This is a genomic window from Lentibacillus amyloliquefaciens (assembly GCF_001307805.1).
Lineage (GTDB): Bacteria > Bacillota > Bacilli > Bacillales > Amphibacillaceae > Lentibacillus > Lentibacillus amyloliquefaciens.
The window spans coordinates 2189214-2210933 of record NZ_CP013862.1; the positions used below are offsets into that span (position 1 = coordinate 2189214).

Genomic DNA, 21720 nt, shown 5'->3' on the forward strand with positions numbered 1-21720 from the left:
CATCTAACAATCAGCGGTGGAAAAGCATCCCGCTGATTGAATATTCACTTTATCAGTTTCGGTAAGCAGCTTCCTGCTCACCGTTTTCCTTCACCGGATAATTCCCGGTCATGCAAGCCATGCAAATCCCCTGATGAATCGTTTTATCTTTGACGATCGCTTTTTCCAGCCCGGATTCAGATAAATACGCCACACTGTCTGCTCCGATAATTTCGCCGATTTCATCAATCGAATGATTGGCAGCGATCAATTCGTCACGTGTTGACATGTCAATCCCGTAAAAGCATGGATGCTGGATCGATGGTGAAGCGATCCGGACATGGACTTCCGCTGCCCCTGCCTGCTTCAACATACGAACAATTCGTTTACTCGTCGTTCCGCGGACAATGGAATCGTCAATCATGACAATCCGCTTCCCTGCGACAATCCCCCGGACAGGGGCGAGTTTCAATTTCACACCCAGTTCCCGCAGTTCCTGGGAAGGCTGGATGAACGTTCTTCCAACATAGCGATTTTTGATGATGCCCATTTCATACGGGAGACCGCTCGCTTCTGCGTAACCGATAGCCGATGAGATGCTGGAATCCGGAACACCGATAACCATATCGGCGTCTGCCGGCGATTCTTTAGCCAGTTCTTCTCCCATCCGCTTGCGTGATGCATGAACATTCACTTCATTGACATCGCTGTCCGGACGTGATAAATATACGTATTCCATCGCACACATTTTACGCTGGCCCCTCATGGCAAAGCGGGTTGACACTATCCCCTCGTCACTGATTGTCACCAGTTCGCCCGGTAATATTTCGCGTTCAAATGTCGCTCCAATCTGATCGAAAACACACGTTTCGGATGCCACCACATAAGCATCACCAAGCCTGCCGATCGATAATGGCCTGATTCCGCTCGGGTCAAGCGCTGCATACATCTTCTCTTCGGTTAAAATGACAAACGCATATGCGCCGGTAATCTTATTGATCGCATCAGTTATGGACGTTTCATTAATTCCTTTTCCTCTACGTTTAATCAGATGGGCAAGCACTTCTGTATCGGAAGACGTCTGTAAAATACTGCCCTGGTCTTCGAGCTCACCACGCAGTGTTTCAGCGTTCATGATATTGCCGTTATGTGCCAGTGCCATGCTTTTAGTCTGTGACCGGAATACCAATGGCTGCACGTTTTCGGGAGTCCTTTCGCCTTGGGTTGAATAGCGGACATGGCCGACAGATGCGGCACCTGAAATCTTACTGAAATCGGCATCTTTAAAAACATCGTTGACAAGGCCAAGCCCTTTATGAGCCTTCAGATTATCTCTGTCACTGACAACAACGCCTGCGCCTTCCTGGCCGCGATGCTGCATCGAATGAAGGCCATAATACGTCAGTTCCGCTGCTTTTTCGTGTCCCCAAATTCCGAACACACCGCATTCTTCATTAATGCCTTTCATTTCAGCAAGCATGGAATGGCTCCTTTCCACAAATCATGCAATGTTTGAACGTCTTCATTGATTAACGTTTCATCATTTGCCTTTACAACGAATTTGCCATCACCGGTGACTTTGCCAATCTGCACAGCATTTTCAAGTGCAGCTTCAAACGGCTCTTGCGCCTCAGGTTTAACTGAAACGAGAAAACGCGACTGGGATTCGCTGAACATAGCAGTCGTCGGGTTACCGGAAATACTTGCTTCCAGACCAAGTCCTTTGCCATTAAATACACTTTCAGCAAGTGCAACACCAAGGCCGCCTTCAGCCAAATCATGTGCTGACCGGATGAGACCTTGCCGGATTGCTGTGAGCAGTTGTTTTTGGTGTCCAGCTTCCACCTGCAAATCAATGGAAGGCGCTTTGCCCTGATAGTTACCTTCAACAACATTTTGCAGCTCACTGCCGCCAAACTCAGGTTTTGTTTCCCCAATTACATAGATCAGATCTTCAGGCTCCTGGAAAAAGTTCGGTGTCAGATGCTCGAGAGATTCAATCAGACCGGTCATGCCAACGACCGGCGTTGGAAAAATTGAGTTGCCGTTTGATTGGTTATATAACGATACGTTTCCACTGATAACCGGTGTTTCAAGAAGACGAGCGGCTTCACTCATGCCTTCCACGCTTTTCTCCATCTGCCAGAAAACTTCCGGATTGGTCGGATTGCCGAAGTTCAGCCCGTCCGTCAAACCGAGCGGTCGTGCCCCTGAGCAGACAATATTCCGTGCTGCCTCAGCTACAGCAATCTTGCCGCCTGTTTCCGGATCAAGATAAATATAGCGTGAATTACAATCAGTTGTGATCGCCAATGCTTTATCAGTCCCTTTAATCCGGATCACGGCTGAATCTGATCCCGGTGTCACGACCGTATTCGTCTGCACCATTGAATCGTACTGATCATAAACACTTTCCTTGCTGGCGATTGTCGGCTGCTGCAGAAGCTGTTTTAACATTGCAGTGTGATCCTCGACATGCGGCAACGTGTTTTCCATTTGCTGAAACGTTTTGACATATGCCGCTTCTTTTGACGGCATATGATAAACCGGTGCTTCTTCCGCCAGCGAATCAACCGGAATATCGGCAACGATCTCGCCATGCTGTTTGAGCAGGAATGATTTTTCTTCAGTAACTTCGCCGACAGCAACTGCCTGCAGGCCATATTTTTCAAAAACATCAATAATTTCCTTCTCACGCCCCCGCCTTACGACAAGCAGCATACGCTCCTGTGATTCAGACAGCATCAGTTCATACGCATTCATATCTTTCTCACGCTGAGGCACCAAATCCAGGTTCATGGTAATGCCTGTGCCGGCTTTACTCGCCATCTCGCTGGCTGATGAGGTCAGCCCGGCCGCCCCCATATCCTGCATGCCGACAAGTGCATCAGAGTGAATGACCTCCAGGCAGGCTTCAATCAGCAGTTTTTCCATAAACGGATCGCCTACTTGAACAGACGGCCGGTCTTCATCGGATTCATCACTCAGATCCTCTGAAGCGAATGTTGCCCCATGAATACCGTCACGGCCGGTTGGAGCACCCGCATAAATGACCGTGTTGCCAACACCGGCAGCGATACCTTTTTGAATATCAGCATGGTCAATCAATCCAACACACATAGCATTAACAAGGGGGTTCTCCTCATAGCTGTCATCAAACTGCACTTCACCGCCGACTGTTGGAACACCAACACAGTTTCCGTAGCCGGCAATCCCGTGAACGACTTCCTGAAACAGGTATTTCGTGCGGCCGGTTGTCAGATTGCCAAATCTTAATGAATTCATTAAGGCAACCGGACGGGCTCCCATGGAAAACACATCACGAATGATACCGCCAACACCCGTTGCAGCGCCTTGATACGGCTCAACAGCTGACGGATGGTTATGACTTTCCACTTTGAAAACAACAGCTTGCCCATCACCAATATCAATAACGCCTGCACCTTCTCCCGGTCCCTGTAAAACATTCGGGCCGTCTGCCGGGAATTTTCTTAAGAGCGGTTTTGACGTCTTGTAACTGCAATGCTCCGACCACATGACCGAAAAAATCCCTGTTTCGGTAAAATTCGGACGCCGCTTTAGGATGTCTTTGACTTTTTCAAATTCGTCATCGCTCAATCCCATCTCAAGATACAGTTTTTCCTGTTCAACTTTTTCCGGGCTGATTTCATGTGTTGACTGCATAAGCGTCCCTCCAATTTTCAATCAGTGATTGAAAAAGCTTAATACCATCGTCACTGCCAAGTAATTTTTCTACTGCGCGTTCCGGGTGCGGCATCATGCCAAGCACATTACCCTCGTTATTAATGATGCCGGCGATATCGGCAGCCGATCCGTTCGGGTTGTTCTCATACGTAAAGACAATCTGGTTATTCTGTTTCAACTCTGATAAGGTTTCATCATCTGCGAAATAATTCCCCTCACCATGGGCAATAGGCAACTGAATGACCTCGCCTTTTTTATAATTTGTCGTAAAGCGTGTTTTGTGGTTGGAAACGGTCAGTTGTTCATGATGGCACATGAATGATAGATGCTTGTTAGGCAGCATGGCACCGGGCAGTAAACCTGATTCCAGCAGGATTTGAAAACCATTGCATACGCCCAGCACCGGCTTTCCCGCATCAGCATGTGCTTTTACCTGCTGCATGACGTCTGACGCCGATGCAATGGCGCCCGTACGCAGATAATCACCATATGAAAATCCACCGGGCAACAGGATTGCATCATAGCTTTCTAGATTGCTATTGTCATACCAGACTAAATCAGCTTCCATCCCAAGAACCTTGTTGACGGCATGATACATATCACGGTCACAGTTTGAACCGGGGAAAACGATGACTGCAAACTTCATGTGCGCGCGACCTCCTCCACTTCATAGTGATAGTCTTCCATAACCGGATTAGCCAATAGTTTGTCGCACATTTCACCGACACGTTTATCAATATCCTCGTGATCTTCTACGACCAGTTCAATCAACTTCCCTGTTTGCACCTCTTCCACATCAGAAAACCCCAGCGCGTTAAGGGATGTCTGAATGGCTTTACCCTGCGGATCAAGCACACCCTGTTTCGGCATAATATAAATAGTCACTTTTTTCATGTCCTTGCCTCCAGTCGGTCAAAAAGTTTTTGATAGACTTCCAGTAAATCACCGGTACCCTCGCGGAATACGTCTTTATCCAGATTTTCGTTTGTCGTTTTATCCCAAAGCCTGCACGTATCAGGCGAAATTTCATCCGACAGCACTATGCATCCGCTCGCCAATCGTCCGAATTCCAGTTTGAAATCAACCAATTTGAGATTGACCGACTCGAATAGTTTGATCAGCTGCTGGTTGATCTCCAGCGCTTTGTCTTTTATCTCCTGAAGTTCGGATTTGGTGACATCGCTCAGGAACAAAGCATGCTCATCATTAATCAGCGGGTCCCCTAGATCATCGTCTTTGTAAAACAGTTCGACAAGCGCTGGAGTGAATGATGTATCTGTTTCCAGCCCAAGCCTCCGTGTAATGCTCCCTGCAGCCACGTTCCGGACGACAACCTCCAATGGGATGATTTCTGTTTGATGGACAAGCTGTTCCGTTTCCGAAAGTCTTTCAACAAAGTGTGTCTGGATACCCTGTTCATTTAGAACGTTGAAAATATAGGCGGAGATTTCATTGTTCAAACGGCCTTTCCCTGTAAAGACTCCCCTTTTCTCCCCGTTAAATGCCGTTGCATCATTTTTGTATTCGAGCACGAGCTTCCCTGTTTCATCCTTGGCTTGATAAACCCGCTTTGCTTTACCCTCATACAACAAATCAGTTTTCATCATTCCACCTCAAGTCCGATTCGGTTAAATATAGAATCCACATTTTTCAAATGGTACGTATAATCAAAACAATCATCAATCTCAGTCTGTGTCAGCTTTGTACTCACTTTTTCGTCACCTTCAACCAGCACTTTGAAATGTGTTCCTGTCTCCCATGCCTGCATCGCTTTCGGTTGCACCAGGTCATAGGCTTCTTCACGGCTCATGCCCTTGTCTACAAGTGTAAGCAGCACACGCTGGGAAAATATAACACCGTGTGTTTTATCAATGTTACGCTTCATGTTTTCCGGAAATACGGTCAGTTTACTGACGATACCGGAAAACCGGTTCAGCATGTAATTCAGTGCAATCGTTGAATCCGGCAAAATAATCCGTTCTGCCGATGAGTGCGAGATATCCCGCTCATGCCAGAGTGAGACATTTTCATGCGCTGTTACCATATGCCCTCTTAGGACACGTGCAAGGCCGGTCATGTTTTCCGAGCCAATCGGATTGCGCTTGTGCGGCATGGCTGATGACCCTTTTTGTCCTTTTGCAAAAAACTCTTCCACTTCACGCGTCTCCGTTTTCTGAAGACCGCGGATTTCGGTGGCAAATTTTTCAATCGACGTGGCAATCAGCGACAGGGCGGAAATATACGCAGCATGACGATCACGCTGTAATGTCTGGGTCGATACCGGTGCAGGTGTCAGCCCGAGTTGCTCACAAACATACGCTTCAACGAACGGATCAATGTTCGCATAGGTGCCGACTGCGCCTGACAATTTTCCGAATTCGATATTAGTGGCCGCATGCTCAAAACGTTCCAAATGCCGTTTCATTTCTTCATACCAGAGTGCCATTTTCAATCCGAATGTTGTCGGCTCGGCATGAACGCCATGTGTGCGCCCCATCATGACGGTATGTTTATGTTCAATTGCTTTACTTTTCAGAACATCGATAAATTCGTGCAGATCTTTACGGATAATGTCGTTTGCCTGTTTCAGCAAATAGGATTGTGCGGTGTCAACAACGTCTGTTGAAGTGAGCCCGTAATGCACCCATTTGCGCTCATATCCCAATGTTTCGGAAACCGCCCGCGTAAAAGCGACCACATCATGCCGGGTTTCCTGCTCGATTTCCTGAATACGTTCAACCTGAAAAGAAGCATTCCGGCGTATCTTTTCCACATCCGCTGCCGGAATAATGCCCAGTTCGTGCCATGATTCACATGCGAGAATTTCCACCTCCAGCCATGCATTGTATTTGTTTTCCTCGCTCCAGATCGCACCCATTTCTTCGCGGGTATAACGTTCAATCATTGCTTTGCCTCCTCGTATGCTGCCAACTGTTGTTTTGCTTCATCCAATGTATCCGCGATGAAGGTGATATGTCCCATCTTCCGTTTAGGCTTGACCGTTTCTTTCCCGTACAAATGCAGAAAACCATACCGCATTTTCGGAAGCTCATTCAAAGCCGTTTCCACATCGTCACCAAGAATATTGATCATAACAGCGGGTCTGAGCAGTTCAATTGGCATCAGCGGCAATCCGCAAATGGCCCTGATATGCTGTTCAAATTGCGATATTGTGCAGGCTTCAATCGTATAGTGTCCCGAGTTGTGTGGTCTTGGTGCCATTTCATTCAGGTAAATGTCATCACCTTTGACGAACATTTCAATCGCAAACGTGCCGGCAATATTCATTTTTTCCGCAAGTATCCCTGCAGCATCAAGCGCTTTTTGCTGAACCGCAGCACTGATGGACGCCGGGACTGTCGTCTTGTATAAAATATGATCCTTGTGCTCGTTCTCGGATACCGGAAAAAACGTGATCTCACCTGATTGTCCGCGCGTAAACACGACCGATATTTCTTTATCAAACGGAACCCACTGTTCGATAATGCACACGTCATTCCGATCGGCAAATTCACAAGCCGCCTGAATGTCATCATTCGTGTTTATTTTGAGCTGACCTTTGCCATCATATCCTCCGCTGACTGTTTTAATAACAGAAGGGAGCGGCATATTTTCCAGAACACGCTCGCACATATCACTGTCTCCAACAACCTTATTGGCAGGCACCGGGAGCCCTGAATCATTCATAATCGATTTTTCCTTTTCACGGTTCTGGGTGACCTCGAGTGCATATGCGCCCTGTGGCAGTTTGCCTGCTTGTTCAATAAAAGCAGCCGCCTCAAGGTCAACATTTTCAAATTCATATGTGACAACATCACTAATGTCAGTCAATTTCTCTATTCCGCTCATATCATCATAAGCGGACGTGATTTGCTGATCGGAAACTTGGGCCGCCGGGCAGTTTGGGGTCGGGTCGAGGACCGCCACATGATAGCCCATATATTTGGCAGCAATTGCCATCATCCGTCCAAGCTGACCGCCGCCGATAATACCGATTGTTTTCATGGGAAGTATCACCTTATTGTTCTGCAAGTTCATCCCTCATTTCATTCACCGATTGTTTCATGTTTTCCTGATAGTCTTTCAATCTCTCAGCAACATCATTGTCGAATGCACCAATCATCCGGGCAGCCAAGAGGCCGGCATTTTTGGCACCCGATCTTCCAATTGCCACTGTGGCAGTTGGTACACCGCCGGGCATTTGCACGATTGAAAGCAGAGAATCAAGGCCATTCAATGCTTTTGACTGAACCGGTACTCCGATGACCGGGAGTGTCGTCTGCGATGCAACCATGCCGGGTAAATGTGCCGCCCCGCCGGCTCCGGCGATAATCACGTTCAGCCCGTTCTCCCTTGCCTCTTTTGCATAGGTGAACATATCATCAGGTGTCCGGTGCGCGGAAATCACCTCTTTTTCGTAGGGGATTTGCAATTCATCCAATATGCTGCATGTATGTTTCATCGTTTCCCAATCCGAGATGCTTCCCATAATAACGCCAACACGTACCATCCAATCCCTCTTTTCGCGATTTATAGTTCCCATATTTTTTCTAAAAAATAATATTGAATGTTTTTTATTTTTTACGTAACATCCGTTGCAAAAGGATTGGTATCCGTTCCGGGCAGTCACGCACCTTAGGGCAACGCTTCAGCCTCCTCGGAAGCAAAGACCGCTTCCTGCTAAGTCTTTAGCTGCCCGCTTTTCCCGCAGGAGTCAACTACGAAGATTAAAGAGCAACGAAATTTACGAAAAGAGCCTAAATAAAATAAGTCTATCCAACTTCCCCATGTGTATGAGAGAAGATGAATAGACTTCGCACAACTCAATAAACGTCTGCCTGTTGAAACACCAGCGCCAATCCAGCTGGAAGGGCAGGTTAAACAGGCGTGCTGTCACAGCGAGATTCCATCCTCCCTCATAGTCCGGCATTTACGGTACCGGGTAGAAACTTTCAGGCCATATCCCCGAAAATATATGAGAGCAGCGTATGATTTTATAGCACAAGCATAGCAAAGGCAGTTTATGATGTCAATTAAAATCGAACGATTGTTTATATAAAATATCTAATGTTCGGTTTTTATGCGTTAACTGTCATTTTATTTGTTGAAATGTTGCTGGCTGCGGTCATTTCCCGGTTTTGAAATTGACGCTTGAGCTGCTGATGCCGGGTTTCCGCCACCATCTTCATCATTTTTTTGATTATTATCGAACAGCCGGCCCTTCCGTACTTGCTTCACCCAGAAACCGCCGTTGATCTGTTTCGGTTCATACGAAATAATAAATGCTTTCGGGTCAATCGTTTTGATTGTTTCATAAAGTTTCAGCTCGTATTTCCTTGGTGTCAAAATTTGCATGGCCAACCGGTCGCCTTCCATTCCATAAGCAAACCAGCTTGTAACCCCATACCCTTTGTCCCGGAGCTGACGGGTGAAATCAATATAAGGATCCGATGAAATCACATTGACGGTAATATAACCCAATGCCAGTTTTTCTTCAATCTTAGTGCCGACGATAACCCCAATACCAAACCCGATGGCATAAGCAAGGATATTCTGTATTTCGTTCAAATTATCTAGCACAAGACCCAGCCCCAGAACGTAAACAACAATTTCAAACATGCTTACAAAGGCAGCCATGTAGCGCCGCCCTTTCAGTGTCAGAATCATTCGCATAGTTGAAAGCGACACATAAACAATATTGATGATTAATATAATAGTTACCATAACAAACGCATTACTGAGCACTTTTTTTACCTCCTGCCGGTTACAGCCGGGATGATTGTTTTCTCCTTAGCCATGATATTCACCCAATAAAGCCCCCTTGCATAAACTGTTAGTGCATGTTCAAAAAGGAAGTTAAAGTGAAACTTCATTCAGCGGAATTTCTCCGCTGAATGTTAGTTGAACAGAACCGGGCACGCGAGCATTAGTGTTCTTCTTTTCCAAGGAGCGAAAAAACAAGTCAACTAGAAACACCAACGTGTCATTTTTACTGGACTTTTTGAACAACCTCTGTAACAATACTTTCGCCGGAATGAGGTGTTTCTTACATGGCTTCTTTTAAGAAAATGTCCGACTGGCGCAATCATGTTGATCATTTTTTCAGCGGTCATTTCTGGAATGAAGTTGAAAATATTATAAAGCCAACAATTCCGCAAATCAATATTTATCAATATGACCACGAATTGATTTGTGTCGCCTGCATTCCCGGATTAACCGATCCGAATCAAATTGCTATTTTCTGCAACCACACCTTGCTTGAAATAAAAGGTGTCATCGATATTGGCTTTAAAGGCGGCAAAGTCATCAAAGAAGAAATTGTGCAGGGCGTTTTTGAACGAAGGATTGCCCTTCCATTTCCAGTAAAACAGGACAAAATTAATGTTTCTTATCAGAATGGCCTGGTTGTCATACGCCTATTTCGTCTTCGGAGCTTATGAATCTTAATGAGGGGGGACAACGATCCCGTCCCCCTGTCCCGTTAGTCCTTGTTCGGACCATAGACACGTTTGGCATCTGATGACTGTTTTCCCTGCAGCCGCTTGTTTAGCGACTTTTTCCAGTTAGGTGCAAGCAATTCAAGCGAGGCCAGCTGTTCAATCAAATCAAGATCCCGTTTCTTTACATACATGACCTCATTTGCGGCTGCAATTGTCCACTCGGGATAAGGGCGCTCGATAAGCTCCATTTCCCTGTCTCCCTCTGCATACCCTTCCCGCAGAACACGGAAATACCAACCTGTCCGCCCGCTATTTTGAATCTTTAATGCCAAATCCATCACTCGGAAGCGTCTGGCAGGTTTCCAGCATGGCCTTCTTGGTTGGGATACTTGAATAATGCTGTCGCCGAACCGGTACGTGTCACCAATGCAGATCGTTGTTTCATCAGCCTTTTCAAGTGACAGATTTTCACCCATCGCCCCGACGCCCATTTCAGTTATATTCATATCTTCTCGCCAATAACGGTAATGTTTTGACGGATAGGCAAAAACGGCCTTTTCCGGACCGCCATGTGCTTTTTTATCCGCTATCTCGTCAGTGGAAAAGCCTTCATTCCCGATCCATTGCGGACCATCCATGATGTTTTTGAAAATACCACTTTCCCATTCGCGCTCCATTGGGGCTCTCGCATCAGGCGTTCCCATACGCTTAACTTTCCCTGTCATAATTTTATTGACAAACGGTTTCGGCATCTGCCCCACTCCCTCCTGCTATATTATATTGTATCTTTAATAGCGCAAAAACGAAAATGGCACCTGTATATTTTTGGGAAATAGTGTTCTCTTCAAGTTTCCTGTAATAAAACGATGACGGGTCGTTCGTCGGCATTGATGCCTCTGGATATACAGTTAAAAAATATGCTACCGGAAAATTTTCAATAATATACATAAATTTTTCAAGAGTTTGTGATAAAATTATCATAGGTACAGGAGGATCAGAATGAAAAAACATATATTTTGGATTTTACCGTCTATTGTCATCATACTTGGTATATCTCTGATGCTGAACGAAAGCATTGCCGATGTAACAGAACGCCCTGATGAGAACTGGAGCAGAGGTTATAAGATTGGGGAGACCACCCTCGATAAAAAACTTCCCGTCAGAGAAACCGCAGAAGGAAATTATGTGCTCCAGACATATGAGCCGGACCTTCTTCGGGTAAAAACGTTCAATCAGGCATTTGAACTGCTCAATGAAACATCATATGATATTCCGCTTGATAAATGGACTCAAGTATTTCTTAACGGTGATGACCTTATTTATTATGATTACAGTGATATACGCGATAAGGAAGGCAATGTGATTGTTGCTGATGCGGACCGGTTTTATCCATTGGTCAATACGGCACTCTACATAAAGGAAAACATATTATACGAACTAAACCCGGCAAATCATGAATCACTAGAGATCATGGAATTGGGTGATAATCGTGATGAAATCATTCCGTTCCAGGGCAAAAATCATATTTATTTCATGACAGAGACGTCACGAAACAATGATGTGGAACTCAATGTCTATGAACTGGCTGATCAAAAGGCTGAAATGATTCATGAGGAATCATTCCAAATTGATCCCATGCAAACAGTAGAAGATATCAACTTTGCCGTTCATGATGGAAATCTTGCCTATATTATGGAAACAGTGCAAAAACAGTCCCAGGGCTCGCCGCAATCCTATACATATGTGACTGAAACCTCCCTCGGCAGCAGCGGAGCGCCGTCACTCGAGCCACTATCCTTTGCCGATCCTGCCGGAGAAGGTGCACTAACAGAAGCAAACAATATAACCATTTCCTATCAAAATGATGCACCGCACCTTCTGTTCAGCGCAGGTGGCTATACAGAAACAAAATACCAGAACAATCAAGCATTCAATATATATTCGGCCGCCATCACAGATAACGGAAGAATTGAAACCTTTCGAAAAAGTAACAGTCCCAAATCAGGCACTTACCCGCAATGGGTGAATGATTCGACGATTATGTGGCTAGAGCAGAGCAGTGATTCGAAAAACATTTATGTATCATCAAGCAACCCGGCAATCATTGATAAAGCCTCAAGTCTCAATCAGGATGACTGGCTGCGCGCGTCAGGCAAAACATTCGGGATGCTTGCGAAAGTGCTGATCACGATCCTTGTCACGACCATCTGGCTGATGTGGCCGGTATTGTTCATTGTGCTTATGTATGCCATTAAAGGCCGAAAACTGGATGAAGAGCAATCATGGTTCTTTTATGCGGGGATTGCCGTTTACTTGCTGGCCGTACTCCTGTTCCGGGACATGGTTTTCATTGATGACATATTCGAAAGAGCACCTGACTATTTAACGTTTCCCGGCAGCTCATATGTCTTTATCCTGGTCTCAGCTGTTATTGCCTATATTGCGGCTCAATCTGCCAAAGCAACCCGTGATTGGCATGCACCATCAAGAATCGTTTATTTTGCAGGAGCACATGCTCTGATGGTTGCAATATTTTTCGGTCCGTACTTTTTGTAGCTTGAAAATTTTCAGCACGGGCAGGACATACCGGATGATGTAGGAAGTTTCGCTTTATGTTACAATAATCAGGCAGCTATAGACTATTGGAGGAACGAGATATGACAATACAGCTGAGAAAAGCAACCTTTGCAGGGGGCTGTTTCTGGTGTATGGTGAAGCCATTTGACCAATGGGACGGCATCCATGGTGTTTTGTCAGGCTATACGGGCGGGCGTATGCCGGACCCTTCATACGAAGATGTTAAAAGTGGCACAACCGGGCACTATGAAGCCGTCGAGATCACATATGACCCGGGAGTGATCACTTATAACGAGATTTTGGATATTTACTGGCGTCAGATTGATCCGACTGATGATGGCGGACAATTTCATGACCGCGGAGACTCTTATCGGACGGCCATTTTTTATCATAATGAACAGCAGCGTGAACTCGCTGAACAATCAAAACAGACAATTGCTGACAGTGGTAAATTTAAATATCCGATTGTTACAAAGATATTTCCGGCATCACCTTTTTATCCAGCCGAAGACGACCATCAGGATTTTTATAAAAAGAATGCCGAGCATTATGAAAAAGACCGCGCCGAATCCGGCCGAGATGAATTTATCGGAAAAGTATGGAAGCAACAGGCATAATATTAAGTACTTGGCATCGTTATGTGGACGGTTACTTTATCAGTCGCATACTTCATGAATCGTCGTCAAATAGAGGGTCCTTTAGAAAAATACATACGTTATTTGACTTATAAAAATAAGGTATAAAGAATAAAAGGTTGGATGAAAATATTTGCAATATACAGCCTATCAGGCAATTTTGTTGAGTATGATAGGTTATAGTATTATTGCTGATTTCCCGCGATCTGACCCGCTTCAAAAATATTTGCTATAAAAATCATGTCTTAATTTCCCACTTAGATGAGCATAAATCCTTGTTGTCTCACTCTTTTCATGACCAAGAAGGCTTTGAATTACTTCAAGGGGAGCACCGTTGTCTACCATGTGTGTAGCATAACTGTGACGCAATTGATGCGGGTGAATCGTTTTCTTGATTCCAGAACGATTAGAAATACGTTTGACAATGTATCTCAAAGTGTCCACACTCATACGTCTTATGGGTTTACGCTCTGTGACAAATAAACATGGTTCGTCATCGTCACGTTCTTCTAAATACCTTTTTAACCAAATCGCACAGCGTATATTAAAATACACCTCTCTTTCCTTATCACCTTTCCCATGCACAATTACCGAATTTCCCGTAAAATTAATATCGTTCCGATTTAATTTCGCAACTTCTCCGATGCGGCAGCCAGTAGAATAAAAAAATTCAAACATAGCATTCTCCATCGATGTATGACATCCTTCTCGAAGGTGCTCAATCTCATGTTCGGAAAGAAACTTTGGAATTCGCTTGCCTAACTTAGGTTCTTTTAATTTAGCAGCAGGATTTTTAACGATGAACCCTTCCTCATGGGTCCATTTAAACAAGGATTTAATGAATCGAACACGATGACCCAAACTTGATGGTTTTAAATGTCTTCCGGCTTCGCCTAGGTATTGCTTCAGATTTTCAGTTGTAATATCGTTCATTCTGATATCACCGAAATAACGCTTTAAAAGATCACATTGAAAGCCATACATCTTCAAAGTAAGAAGAGAATAACCTTCGATTCTTTTATCTGACTGGTACTTTTCCCATGCTTCTGACAACAACATGTTTTTCACGCTCCCACACTATGAATCAATTAATTTGATTCTAGTATGGCCTTTTTACACAATCTTTATTCAACAATCGAAATGTATTAACAATGATTTGCGCTTTATTACGGTACAAAAGTTCAAAATCCATTCGTTTTTTTAGCGTGCTCAACTTCAATCTCCGCGCTCAACTGAGGAAATTGTTTTTTAAACGATTTTACTATCTTTGTGGTTTTACTAAATGTGTATTTTTTTACCTCACCATAAGGAATCATATTTCTCTGTTCTGAATCTGTTCATATAGAGATGAAATAACTATATCACGGTGATACGGAGGAAGTTTTCTTGTTGTACGTCTTTCCTTCATTTTATTGTGGTAAAGCTTCTAAAGCTCTGGAACTATCCAATTCTTTTGACTCTCTTTCAATTGTGAAAAACGTTTGTTTGAAGAAGCTTCCCATTTACCTTTATATGATTTTTCATCAAGACCCTTCCTTAAAATCTTACTTATTTTTACTTAATTGCATAATATTGTCTCATTTTACTTGAAGAAGAAAAAGCCTCTCCACTTATTGCAGAAAAGCACCCTAAAGGTTTATTCATCAGACAGTAAAGCTTCATTGATTTAATCCATGTTATTTTAATAACCCTTTAAATTGTTTCAACAAACATGTTACTATTTTCAGTTCCGCCTTATTGCGTATTTGTCTGACACGTTCCGGTTTTATGTTGTGTGGTATACTAGCTTTTTTTAGGGTGACTCTTGGCTTAGTTATCCCGTATAAATCGTCTAAAATCTTGCTTCCTCGCTATTTAATGTTTAGTCTAATGTTTCATATAGCTGTCCATACTGGGTAAAAACTATTAAATTACCCGGGAGTGTTGGCTTTATGAAGAATTTTGAAGAAAAGTATAATATGTTTCAATCTGCCTTGGAAATACCTGAACCTTGGTATGTTTTTCATCATGAACTGGCAAAAGATGAAAAGACCTTACACATCTATATCGAATACAGATCAGGTGCTGAATTTACATGTCCTAACTGTGGAAATCCAGGCTGTAAAGTCCATGATATTTATGATCAGGATCGCACATGGCGACACCTTGATTTTTGGCAATATCAAACATTGCTTCATGCCAGAATGCCGCGTGTTAATTGTGAATCCTGCGGTAAAATACGTACCGTCAAGATAGACTGGGCACGGCCGGGTGCCGGGTTTTCATTATTCTTTGATTATCATGTGATGTCCTTAATGGCTGAAATGCCTGTGGCAGCTGTTGCTCGTAAGGTTGGTGAACATGATACCCGTCTCTGGCGTGTATTTAAGTATTATGTTCATCAAGCGATGAAGGAGCTTGATGTCTCCAGTGTGACACGCGTCGCCATTGATGAAACATCCCGTGCCAAAGGACATAAATACGTGACACTGTTTATCGACACGGATACTAAACGGTTATTGTTCGCCACAGAAGGAAAAAGTTCAGATGTATTACAGGACTTTTGCCAGTTCCTTGAACGCAAAGGCGTTTCCCCTTCCCAAATCAGGGAAATATGTTCGGATATGTCGCCTTCGTTTATAGCAGGAATTGAAGCGAATTTCCCCGATGCATCGATCACATTTGATAAATTTCATGTCATGAAGCTGGTGAACGAAGCATTGGATAAGGTTCGCAAACATGAACAAGCGACCGAACCATTACTGAAAAATTCACGTTACGTGTGGCTAAAAAACCAAGAAAATCTAACCAAAAAGCAGGACAGTAAATTCCAGAAACTTAAGGACATGGACTTAAAAACAGGGCGTGCCTATCGCATAAAATTATCCCTCCAGAAGATGTGGCAACTATCACCGCTATCCTCTGATATTTATTTTGATGCATGGTATGACTGGGCCATCCGTTCACAGTTGGAACCTATGATCAAGGCTGCAAAGTCACTGAAAAAGCACAAGGACGGTATTTTAAGGTGGTTCATTACCAAATTGACCAATGGGCTGCTTGAAGGCATAAATGGCCTGGTTCAAGCTGCCAAGAGAAAGGCTCGAGGTTACCGCTCTACGGACAATTTCATCGCCATGATCTACGCGACAGTTAACAAACTTGATTTAATTGTTGAGCCATGACTATAGTGTTTCCTTCGTTTGCTTGCCAACTCTCCCTTGGATGCTTTACAGGTTGTCAAGCGCTTTCCTTGACGACCTGTAAAGCATCCAAGACAATACAGGCAGCAAACAAGGAATGGTAGATTTATGTGGTGCTATTATACTAACTTTTCAACACTAAATAGCGAATAGCCAAAATCTTTTGTTCCCTTTCCTGTAAGACATGTTTACTAGCATTATAAACTTTTATAAACCGCTGAAATTCATTGGATTCTGGATCATCCAATATTTTATAATACGGTTTAACTCGATAAAATCCGGGTACATGATTAGGACTTCTAGCAGAATTCACCATATCCATAAAGAAAATTGCATCGTCGCTAGTTATTGTTCTATCGTCCATAGAATTTATTCCCCCCTTAATTCTTGCCCCTTCAAAGAAAATGTCGCATGCATCACTGTTCCTTCTTCTCCAGATTCATTTGCTCCGTAACGAGTTATGCTTTTCATGCCCGAATCCTAAATAAGGGATATGTAATACTCCATTGCTTCTTCTTTTTTACCATCTTGAAACATTTAAAATGGAGTTACTTTTTCCACTACAAATCAATCCTTTCTCGTTTCTTTGTTTTGATTATTATTTTCGCAAAATCTTCTCCATCGCTTTTCCCTTTGCCAACTCATCGATTAGTTTATCTAAATAGCGAATTTCCTGCATGGTTGGTTCCTCGATGTCTTCCACTCGGACGCCACAGATCATACCTTTGATCAAAGTCCGTGAGGCATTCAGTTGGGGAGCTTCCGCAAAGAAGGTCTCAAAGTCTGTTTGTTTTTCTAGTTGTGCTTCTAATTCTTCCTGGCTATACCCTGTTAACCACCGGAAGATTTCATCGACTTCTGTTTTCGTACGTCCTTTTTTCTCCGCCTTTGTAACATAATGGGGATAGACACTTGCAACACTCATTGTATAGATTTTATGTTTGGCCATGATACATCCTCCTGTAATTATTCCGTTAAATGGGTCTTTTCCGCAAGATGGGGCGCCAGTCGTTCCTTCCAGATAAGCGCCCGATCGTATTGTTTAAAGAACAAAATGTTATCTTGCAGATTTATTCTTATTCCAATCATATGGTTTTTTGGACCACTCCCAGAAACAGTAAATTAAAAATGTAAAAACAGAAACTCCAATGTTGTCTATCCATTGAATTTTCTCATTAAAGATTAAATCACTGATTGTAAATCCTACAAAAAAGAACAAAGCAATTATAATACTATTTTTTAACACACTTATCCTTCCCCCGGTAATGGTTCTATTTTGTTCAGTCACCCTTATACACATTTTAGGTGATAATCTTTATGCCGGAAGCGCGCCCTATTGTTTAATAATATTTCATCCTTTATGAGTTATCATCTATTCATTTTCACTTTTAAGGAGTTGTCTAAATCCAAAATGAAGACGGTTGTCTGTAAACTGCAGTAAATACTCAGTCCCATGCATTGCAATTGTGACAGCTCTTCTCCCGACGGGGCGGGTTGGGATTTCGGTTTCTAAGTATTCCACAAAAATAGCTGCATTTTTTTCATAGACTTTTATCGTTTGCCCCTCATTGGACTTATAAGTACCGATGATCGCTTGGCGGTCTGCTTCAGTGAGCGCGTAATCGTCATATTTGATGGCTTTCTTATCAGGCTCAATATCCATTTCGCTTTGTATTGCCCCATTTAAAAGAGCTTCAGCAGGAGCACCGGCAATGTTCGTTAAACAAATGGCTGCAATGCCTCTCTCAGGCAATACTGCAAATTGTGCTGTCACTCCTTTAATTCCTCCGCCGTGTTCAATGAGCGTTGTACCAAAAAAGTCAGGTATGACGATGACACCGTAACCATAATGCAGACCGGGCTCAACTTCAATGTGTTGGGAAGTTAGCACCTCGAGGCTTTCCAGAGTTAAAATACCATTGCCGTCGTTCAAAAAAACATCTCCGAAGCGAAGCATATCATTGGCCGTTGATTTTACATAACCGGCTGCCCACATCGCGGGCGCATCCCACCATTCAGGTGAGTGTTCAACCGTTGGTGTCTCGGCGGTCAGATCAACGCTGTACAGGCGTGCCGCCCGATCATCCAATCTATCGGGATCAAAAAAACTATTTTTCATCCCGAGAGGTTGAAAGATATTTGTCTCTATATAGCGTTCATACGACTGTCCACTAACACGTTCAATAATAATGCCGAGGAGAGCGTAGCCGTCGTTTGAATAGCTGAATGATCGCCCAGGTCGATCAAGAGGGACAAATTGAATCGTATTTAAATAGTTTATAAGATCGTCGTACGTATCAATGCTATCTTGCTCTCGGTCAAGGGGTACACCCAGCTTAACCTGTAGATCGAATGAACCATCCCTCTCCATTGATTGCTTATTTGCGTAAAAAAGCGTATTTAACGGAGAAATGCCGGATGTATGGGTCATCAGGTGGTGAAGTGTTATATCATCACTCCCTTTGAACGTAATCTCGGGCAGATATGTTTTAATAGTATCGTGGACAGATAGTTTGCCGTCTTCTTGTAGCTGAAGTATTGCGATACAAGTCATTGACTTTGTAATACTCCCAATCCCAAAAATGGTGTCAGCTGTAACGAGTAATTCATTTTCTCGATCCCGGTAGCCGAATCCTTTTTCGTAACGTTGATTGTTCAATGCGACCATTGCTCCTGGAGTTTGATGGGCATTTATGAGTGATTCAGCAAACTTCTCGTACGCTTTTTTATCCAAGGTAACGCCTCCTTTATTTTAAATAATTATACGTTTTAACAATCAAATGGTTTCATAAAAATTTGTTAAGCTACCGTTCCCCTCTGTTTGACTCTATTTATTTCACCCCCTTTTTTATTGCAATAACTTATTCCATTCATTGGCCTATAGACACAAAAAGGGGAGCATGATCTTATTCCGTTCTCGCACCCTTTTCTTGAATAAGTTCTATACACGCTAAAAGTAATTTGTAATTATCTTCACCCATCCAAATATTGCAAGTATGATTATTATCAGCCAGAAAAATCCCACACGTAAAATTCTTGGAATAGAAAACCAAAAAGATACAATCTTTAATGATGTACTATCTTCGTTATTTTTATCATCGTTGATTTTGATCACTCCTTCTTAAGCAAAATCTTCTGATGATGCATTTTTTCCCGCAAATCTTATTCCGGAATGGCGCCGTTTGCGTAAAATGTTTGGGAAAGTTTGGGCTTTTCTCTCCAGAAAATTAGAATATTGTCAACGATTTAATCCTCTTTGTGAATGTTTTGGTCTTTAGGAGAACTAATGCCTCCTTGTGTGACTTGTCCTTCATGTATAAAATAAGTATATGTTACTTGTGGTTCATCTTTAAAAACAACGTGAGCCGTATAAGCAGATATATTAGAGTTCCCCACATTTTTTGGATTATAATTACCACTAATAGTTTTTATTTCATTACTTTTATAATCCTTTTCCTCTAATAAATATTGCTCTACTGACTTTTCCACTTTTTTTATTCCACTTTGATCAGGTGTTATAGTTAAGTAAATTACACCAATTACAGCAACTAAAAGTGTTAATAAAACAAGTATAATTTTTGTTCCTTTTTTCAATGTAATCCCTCTTAGTAGTATTTTTGTTTCTTCTTTCCTGTTCAACTCGGGAATGAACGACTTCTATTCAAGAATGGCGCCCGTTTGGTGAACATTGGTTCTGCATAGAATTTAAACTTTCACCTTTTTTAACGATTTAAACTTTCAATAAATTCTTTCGATTCCTCTGCTATTCGCCCATACTCAATATTATGAATATAGTGAGACGAATCTAACTCGATTAGTCTCGCGTTATCATTCTTATTACTAAAATTATTTTGGATTTCAATCCACCTTTTTTCATCAAAGCCTGTTTCTTGACCATTTGATGAAAACAAAAGTATAGGTACACTTGGTGTTCCAGCTTCTTTGACTTTTTGTGCATTTGCTTTAATATTTTTTATTTCATTGATCATATCTTTAGTCGATGTTCTTCGATAAAAAATGGCTTTGTATAATTCTTTCTCCTCATCTGTCAACGTCCCATATTTTATTGCATCACTTTCAGATAGGTTCGTAATCCATCTAGTTAATCCTGTATTTGCAGCAAAAGCACCTAACCGAACAAGCGACATATTAATATCAAAATTCTCATACGCAGCGGGAACAGCCATATCTAATCCAATGATTGCTTTTATTTCATCAGGGTAAACTTGCGCCCAGTTTAAGGCTTCAATGCCAGACATAGAATGAGGAAATAAAATATAAGGACCTTCAACTCCTGACTTTAAAAGAGCTTCTCTTGTTTCGGATAGAATTGTATCAATGTCTCGATCAGTATCTGTGACTTCGCTAAATCCATAACCTGCCTTTTCAATAACAACAATTCTATATTTATCACTTAACAAGGAATAAAGTGATTTAAAATCTAATACAGGTGAACTCGTGCCACCACCAGACATAAAAACTAGTGTTTCTTCTCCATTTCCTTCTGTATAAACGTGCATTTGATGACCATTAACTTCTACAAGTTGTCCAGTCGGAACAAATAGTTCCTCTTCTTTTGATAACTGTATTTTATGATTAATAAAGCTCACGGAAAGAATCAACACAAAAATTGAAATAATCCCCGTAAATATTATCAGCATAAGACGTTTAAATCTTTTTCTCATATTCCCCACCTATAATTTTAATTCTGTTTTCACGTTAGTACGATTACAAAAGAAATGCTTCGTTGTTTAGCAATTTATTTATTTCCTTACTCAACAATCTGGCCCGATTGTTGCATAAAGCTTGAAACCCAAAATGTTCAATTTAAGACCAATTCGTTACAACCTTAAACCTTATTTTAACACAAATACTCAGAATATCTGGTTAATATTTTTAAAACACATCTCTATTTTTGCACAATGCACGCTAAATCATCACTTATGTAAAATGTGTTTTAGCAAAGCAATTTCGACCCGTTTTATCAATATTTTTAGAGCAAGACAATATTTATTGTCGCTTTGTTATTTTTGGTGCTAATACGGTTGATAAAATGGTTGACTAATTTATCAAAACATTCTTATGCCAGTAAAATATAGCCGCTAATTATTATTTTCTCCACCATAAGTGAACTACTTAGCCTAATATGCCCGCTCCTTTTTTGTGAATCCTTATTCCATACGTTCCTTCATGTCGCATAAC

Annotated in this window: 22 protein-coding genes, 1 pseudogene and 1 riboswitch; of the genes and pseudogenes, 5 read left to right on the top strand and 18 right to left on the bottom strand. The window is 42.4% G+C overall.

Features of this window, described 5'->3' with window-relative positions; all coding sequences use genetic code 11:
• Nucleotides 1-52: 52 nt before the first annotated feature.
• The 9 genes from purF to AOX59_RS10930 all read right to left on the bottom strand — a co-directional run bounded on the left by purF (nt 53) and on the right by AOX59_RS10930 (nt 9429).
• On the bottom strand, nt 53-1459 hold the full coding sequence (gene purF, locus AOX59_RS10890) for an amidophosphoribosyltransferase (protein WP_068445482.1): 1407 nt from the start codon (nt 1457-1459) through the stop codon (nt 53-55).
• The gene (purL, locus tag AOX59_RS10895; RefSeq protein WP_068445485.1) at nt 1444-3663 is read right to left on the bottom strand and encodes a phosphoribosylformylglycinamidine synthase subunit PurL; all 2220 of its coding nucleotides are present in this window, start codon (nt 3661-3663) and stop codon (nt 1444-1446) included. The genes purF and purL overlap by 16 nt, the downstream gene beginning before the upstream one ends.
• Nucleotides 3647-4330, bottom strand: coding sequence for a phosphoribosylformylglycinamidine synthase subunit PurQ (gene purQ, locus AOX59_RS10900; protein ID WP_068445488.1), 684 nt, complete (start codon nt 4328-4330; stop codon nt 3647-3649). The genes purL and purQ overlap by 17 nt, the downstream gene beginning before the upstream one ends.
• Entirely contained in the window at nt 4327-4578 is a 252-nt protein-coding gene (purS, locus tag AOX59_RS10905; RefSeq protein WP_068445490.1) for a phosphoribosylformylglycinamidine synthase subunit PurS, read from the bottom strand. Before purS ends, purQ begins: the two co-directional genes overlap by 4 nt.
• The gene (purC, locus tag AOX59_RS10910; RefSeq protein WP_068445491.1) at nt 4575-5288 is read right to left on the bottom strand and encodes a phosphoribosylaminoimidazolesuccinocarboxamide synthase; all 714 of its coding nucleotides are present in this window, start codon (nt 5286-5288) and stop codon (nt 4575-4577) included. Before purC ends, purS begins: the two co-directional genes overlap by 4 nt.
• Nucleotides 5288-6589 (bottom strand): adenylosuccinate lyase, encoded by a 1302-nt coding sequence (gene purB / locus AOX59_RS10915; protein ID WP_068445493.1) that lies wholly within the window; start codon nt 6587-6589, stop codon nt 5288-5290. The genes purC and purB overlap by 1 nt, the downstream gene beginning before the upstream one ends.
• Nucleotides 6586-7716 carry a 5-(carboxyamino)imidazole ribonucleotide synthase gene (gene purK / locus AOX59_RS10920; RefSeq protein ID WP_179946403.1) on the bottom strand — a complete coding sequence of 377 codons (1131 nt, stop codon included), beginning with the start codon at nt 7714-7716 and terminating at the stop codon, nt 6586-6588. The genes purB and purK overlap by 4 nt, the downstream gene beginning before the upstream one ends.
• Complete coding sequence (gene purE, locus AOX59_RS10925) at nt 7703-8194, bottom strand: 5-(carboxyamino)imidazole ribonucleotide mutase (RefSeq protein ID WP_068445497.1); 492 nt, start codon at nt 8192-8194, stop codon at nt 7703-7705. The genes purK and purE overlap by 14 nt, the downstream gene beginning before the upstream one ends.
• 389 nt (nt 8195-8583) lie before the next feature.
• Nucleotides 8584-8683: riboswitch (purine riboswitch) on the bottom strand.
• A gap of 98 nt (nt 8684-8781) precedes the next feature.
• A complete protein-coding gene (locus tag AOX59_RS10930; protein ID WP_068445499.1) occupies nt 8782-9429 on the bottom strand; it encodes a DUF2179 domain-containing protein in 648 nt (215 codons plus the stop codon).
• Nucleotides 9430-9734: 305 nt separating this feature from the next.
• Here AOX59_RS10930 and AOX59_RS10935 point away from each other — a divergent pair, with 305 nt between their 5' ends.
• Nucleotides 9735-10124 (top strand): Hsp20/alpha crystallin family protein, encoded by a 390-nt coding sequence (locus tag AOX59_RS10935; RefSeq protein ID WP_068445501.1) that lies wholly within the window; start codon nt 9735-9737, stop codon nt 10122-10124.
• A gap of 41 nt (nt 10125-10165) precedes the next feature.
• Here AOX59_RS10935 and AOX59_RS10940 read toward each other — a convergent pair whose 3' ends face one another.
• Both AOX59_RS10940 and AOX59_RS20035 read right to left on the bottom strand, forming a co-directional pair.
• Nucleotides 10166-10876: an MOSC domain-containing protein gene (locus AOX59_RS10940; RefSeq protein WP_068445502.1), complete on the bottom strand. Its 711-nt coding sequence runs from the start codon at nt 10874-10876 to the stop codon at nt 10166-10168.
• Complete coding sequence (locus AOX59_RS20035; RefSeq protein WP_169792875.1) at nt 10854-11012, bottom strand: hypothetical protein; 159 nt, start codon at nt 11010-11012, stop codon at nt 10854-10856. Before AOX59_RS20035 ends, AOX59_RS10940 begins: the two co-directional genes overlap by 23 nt.
• A gap of 111 nt (nt 11013-11123) precedes the next feature.
• Between AOX59_RS20035 and AOX59_RS10950 the strand changes: the two genes are divergently transcribed.
• The 3 genes from AOX59_RS10950 to AOX59_RS20740 all read left to right on the top strand — a co-directional run bounded on the left by AOX59_RS10950 (nt 11124) and on the right by AOX59_RS20740 (nt 13444).
• Nucleotides 11124-12680 carry a hypothetical protein gene (locus AOX59_RS10950; RefSeq protein ID WP_068445506.1) on the top strand — a complete coding sequence of 519 codons (1557 nt, stop codon included), beginning with the start codon at nt 11124-11126 and terminating at the stop codon, nt 12678-12680.
• A gap of 101 nt (nt 12681-12781) precedes the next feature.
• On the top strand, nt 12782-13318 hold the full coding sequence (gene msrA / locus AOX59_RS10955; RefSeq protein ID WP_068445508.1) for a peptide-methionine (S)-S-oxide reductase MsrA: 537 nt from the start codon (nt 12782-12784) through the stop codon (nt 13316-13318).
• A 21-nt stretch (nt 13319-13339) separates the two neighbouring features.
• Nucleotides 13340-13444 (top strand): hypothetical protein, encoded by a 105-nt coding sequence (locus tag AOX59_RS20740; RefSeq protein ID WP_156418684.1) that lies wholly within the window; start codon nt 13340-13342, stop codon nt 13442-13444.
• Nucleotides 13445-13552: 108 nt separating this feature from the next.
• Here the strand turns inward: AOX59_RS20740 and AOX59_RS10960 are convergent, their stop codons facing one another.
• Complete coding sequence (locus AOX59_RS10960; protein ID WP_068445510.1) at nt 13553-14395, bottom strand: tyrosine-type recombinase/integrase; 843 nt, start codon at nt 14393-14395, stop codon at nt 13553-13555.
• Between the two features lie 872 nt (nt 14396-15267).
• On the opposite strand from AOX59_RS10960, the gene AOX59_RS10965 reads away from it, so the two are divergent.
• Entirely contained in the window at nt 15268-16500 is a 1233-nt protein-coding gene (locus AOX59_RS10965; protein ID WP_068440383.1) for an ISL3 family transposase, read from the top strand.
• A gap of 142 nt (nt 16501-16642) precedes the next feature.
• Here the strand turns inward: AOX59_RS10965 and AOX59_RS10970 are convergent, their stop codons facing one another.
• From AOX59_RS10970 to AOX59_RS10995, 6 genes and pseudogenes are all read right to left on the bottom strand, one after another.
• Nucleotides 16643-16882, bottom strand: a complete 240-nt coding sequence (locus AOX59_RS10970) for a hypothetical protein (protein ID WP_068445511.1) — start codon at nt 16880-16882, stop codon at nt 16643-16645.
• Between the two features lie 20 nt (nt 16883-16902).
• Nucleotides 16903-17055: pseudogene (locus tag AOX59_RS20300) on the bottom strand (VOC family protein); the annotation flags it as partial.
• 61 nt (nt 17056-17116) lie between these two features.
• The gene (locus AOX59_RS10975) at nt 17117-17467 is read right to left on the bottom strand and encodes a DUF2200 domain-containing protein (RefSeq protein ID WP_068445513.1); all 351 of its coding nucleotides are present in this window, start codon (nt 17465-17467) and stop codon (nt 17117-17119) included.
• Nucleotides 17468-17890: 423 nt separating this feature from the next.
• Entirely contained in the window at nt 17891-19252 is a 1362-nt protein-coding gene (locus tag AOX59_RS10985) for a serine hydrolase domain-containing protein (RefSeq protein ID WP_068445517.1), read from the bottom strand.
• Between the two features lie 512 nt (nt 19253-19764).
• Complete coding sequence (locus AOX59_RS10990) at nt 19765-20112, bottom strand: DUF3139 domain-containing protein (RefSeq protein WP_068445519.1); 348 nt, start codon at nt 20110-20112, stop codon at nt 19765-19767.
• A 128-nt stretch (nt 20113-20240) separates the two neighbouring features.
• Nucleotides 20241-21203, bottom strand: a complete 963-nt coding sequence (locus AOX59_RS10995) for an alpha/beta fold hydrolase (RefSeq protein ID WP_237049251.1) — start codon at nt 21201-21203, stop codon at nt 20241-20243.
• Between the last annotated feature and the right edge of the window lie 517 nt (nt 21204-21720).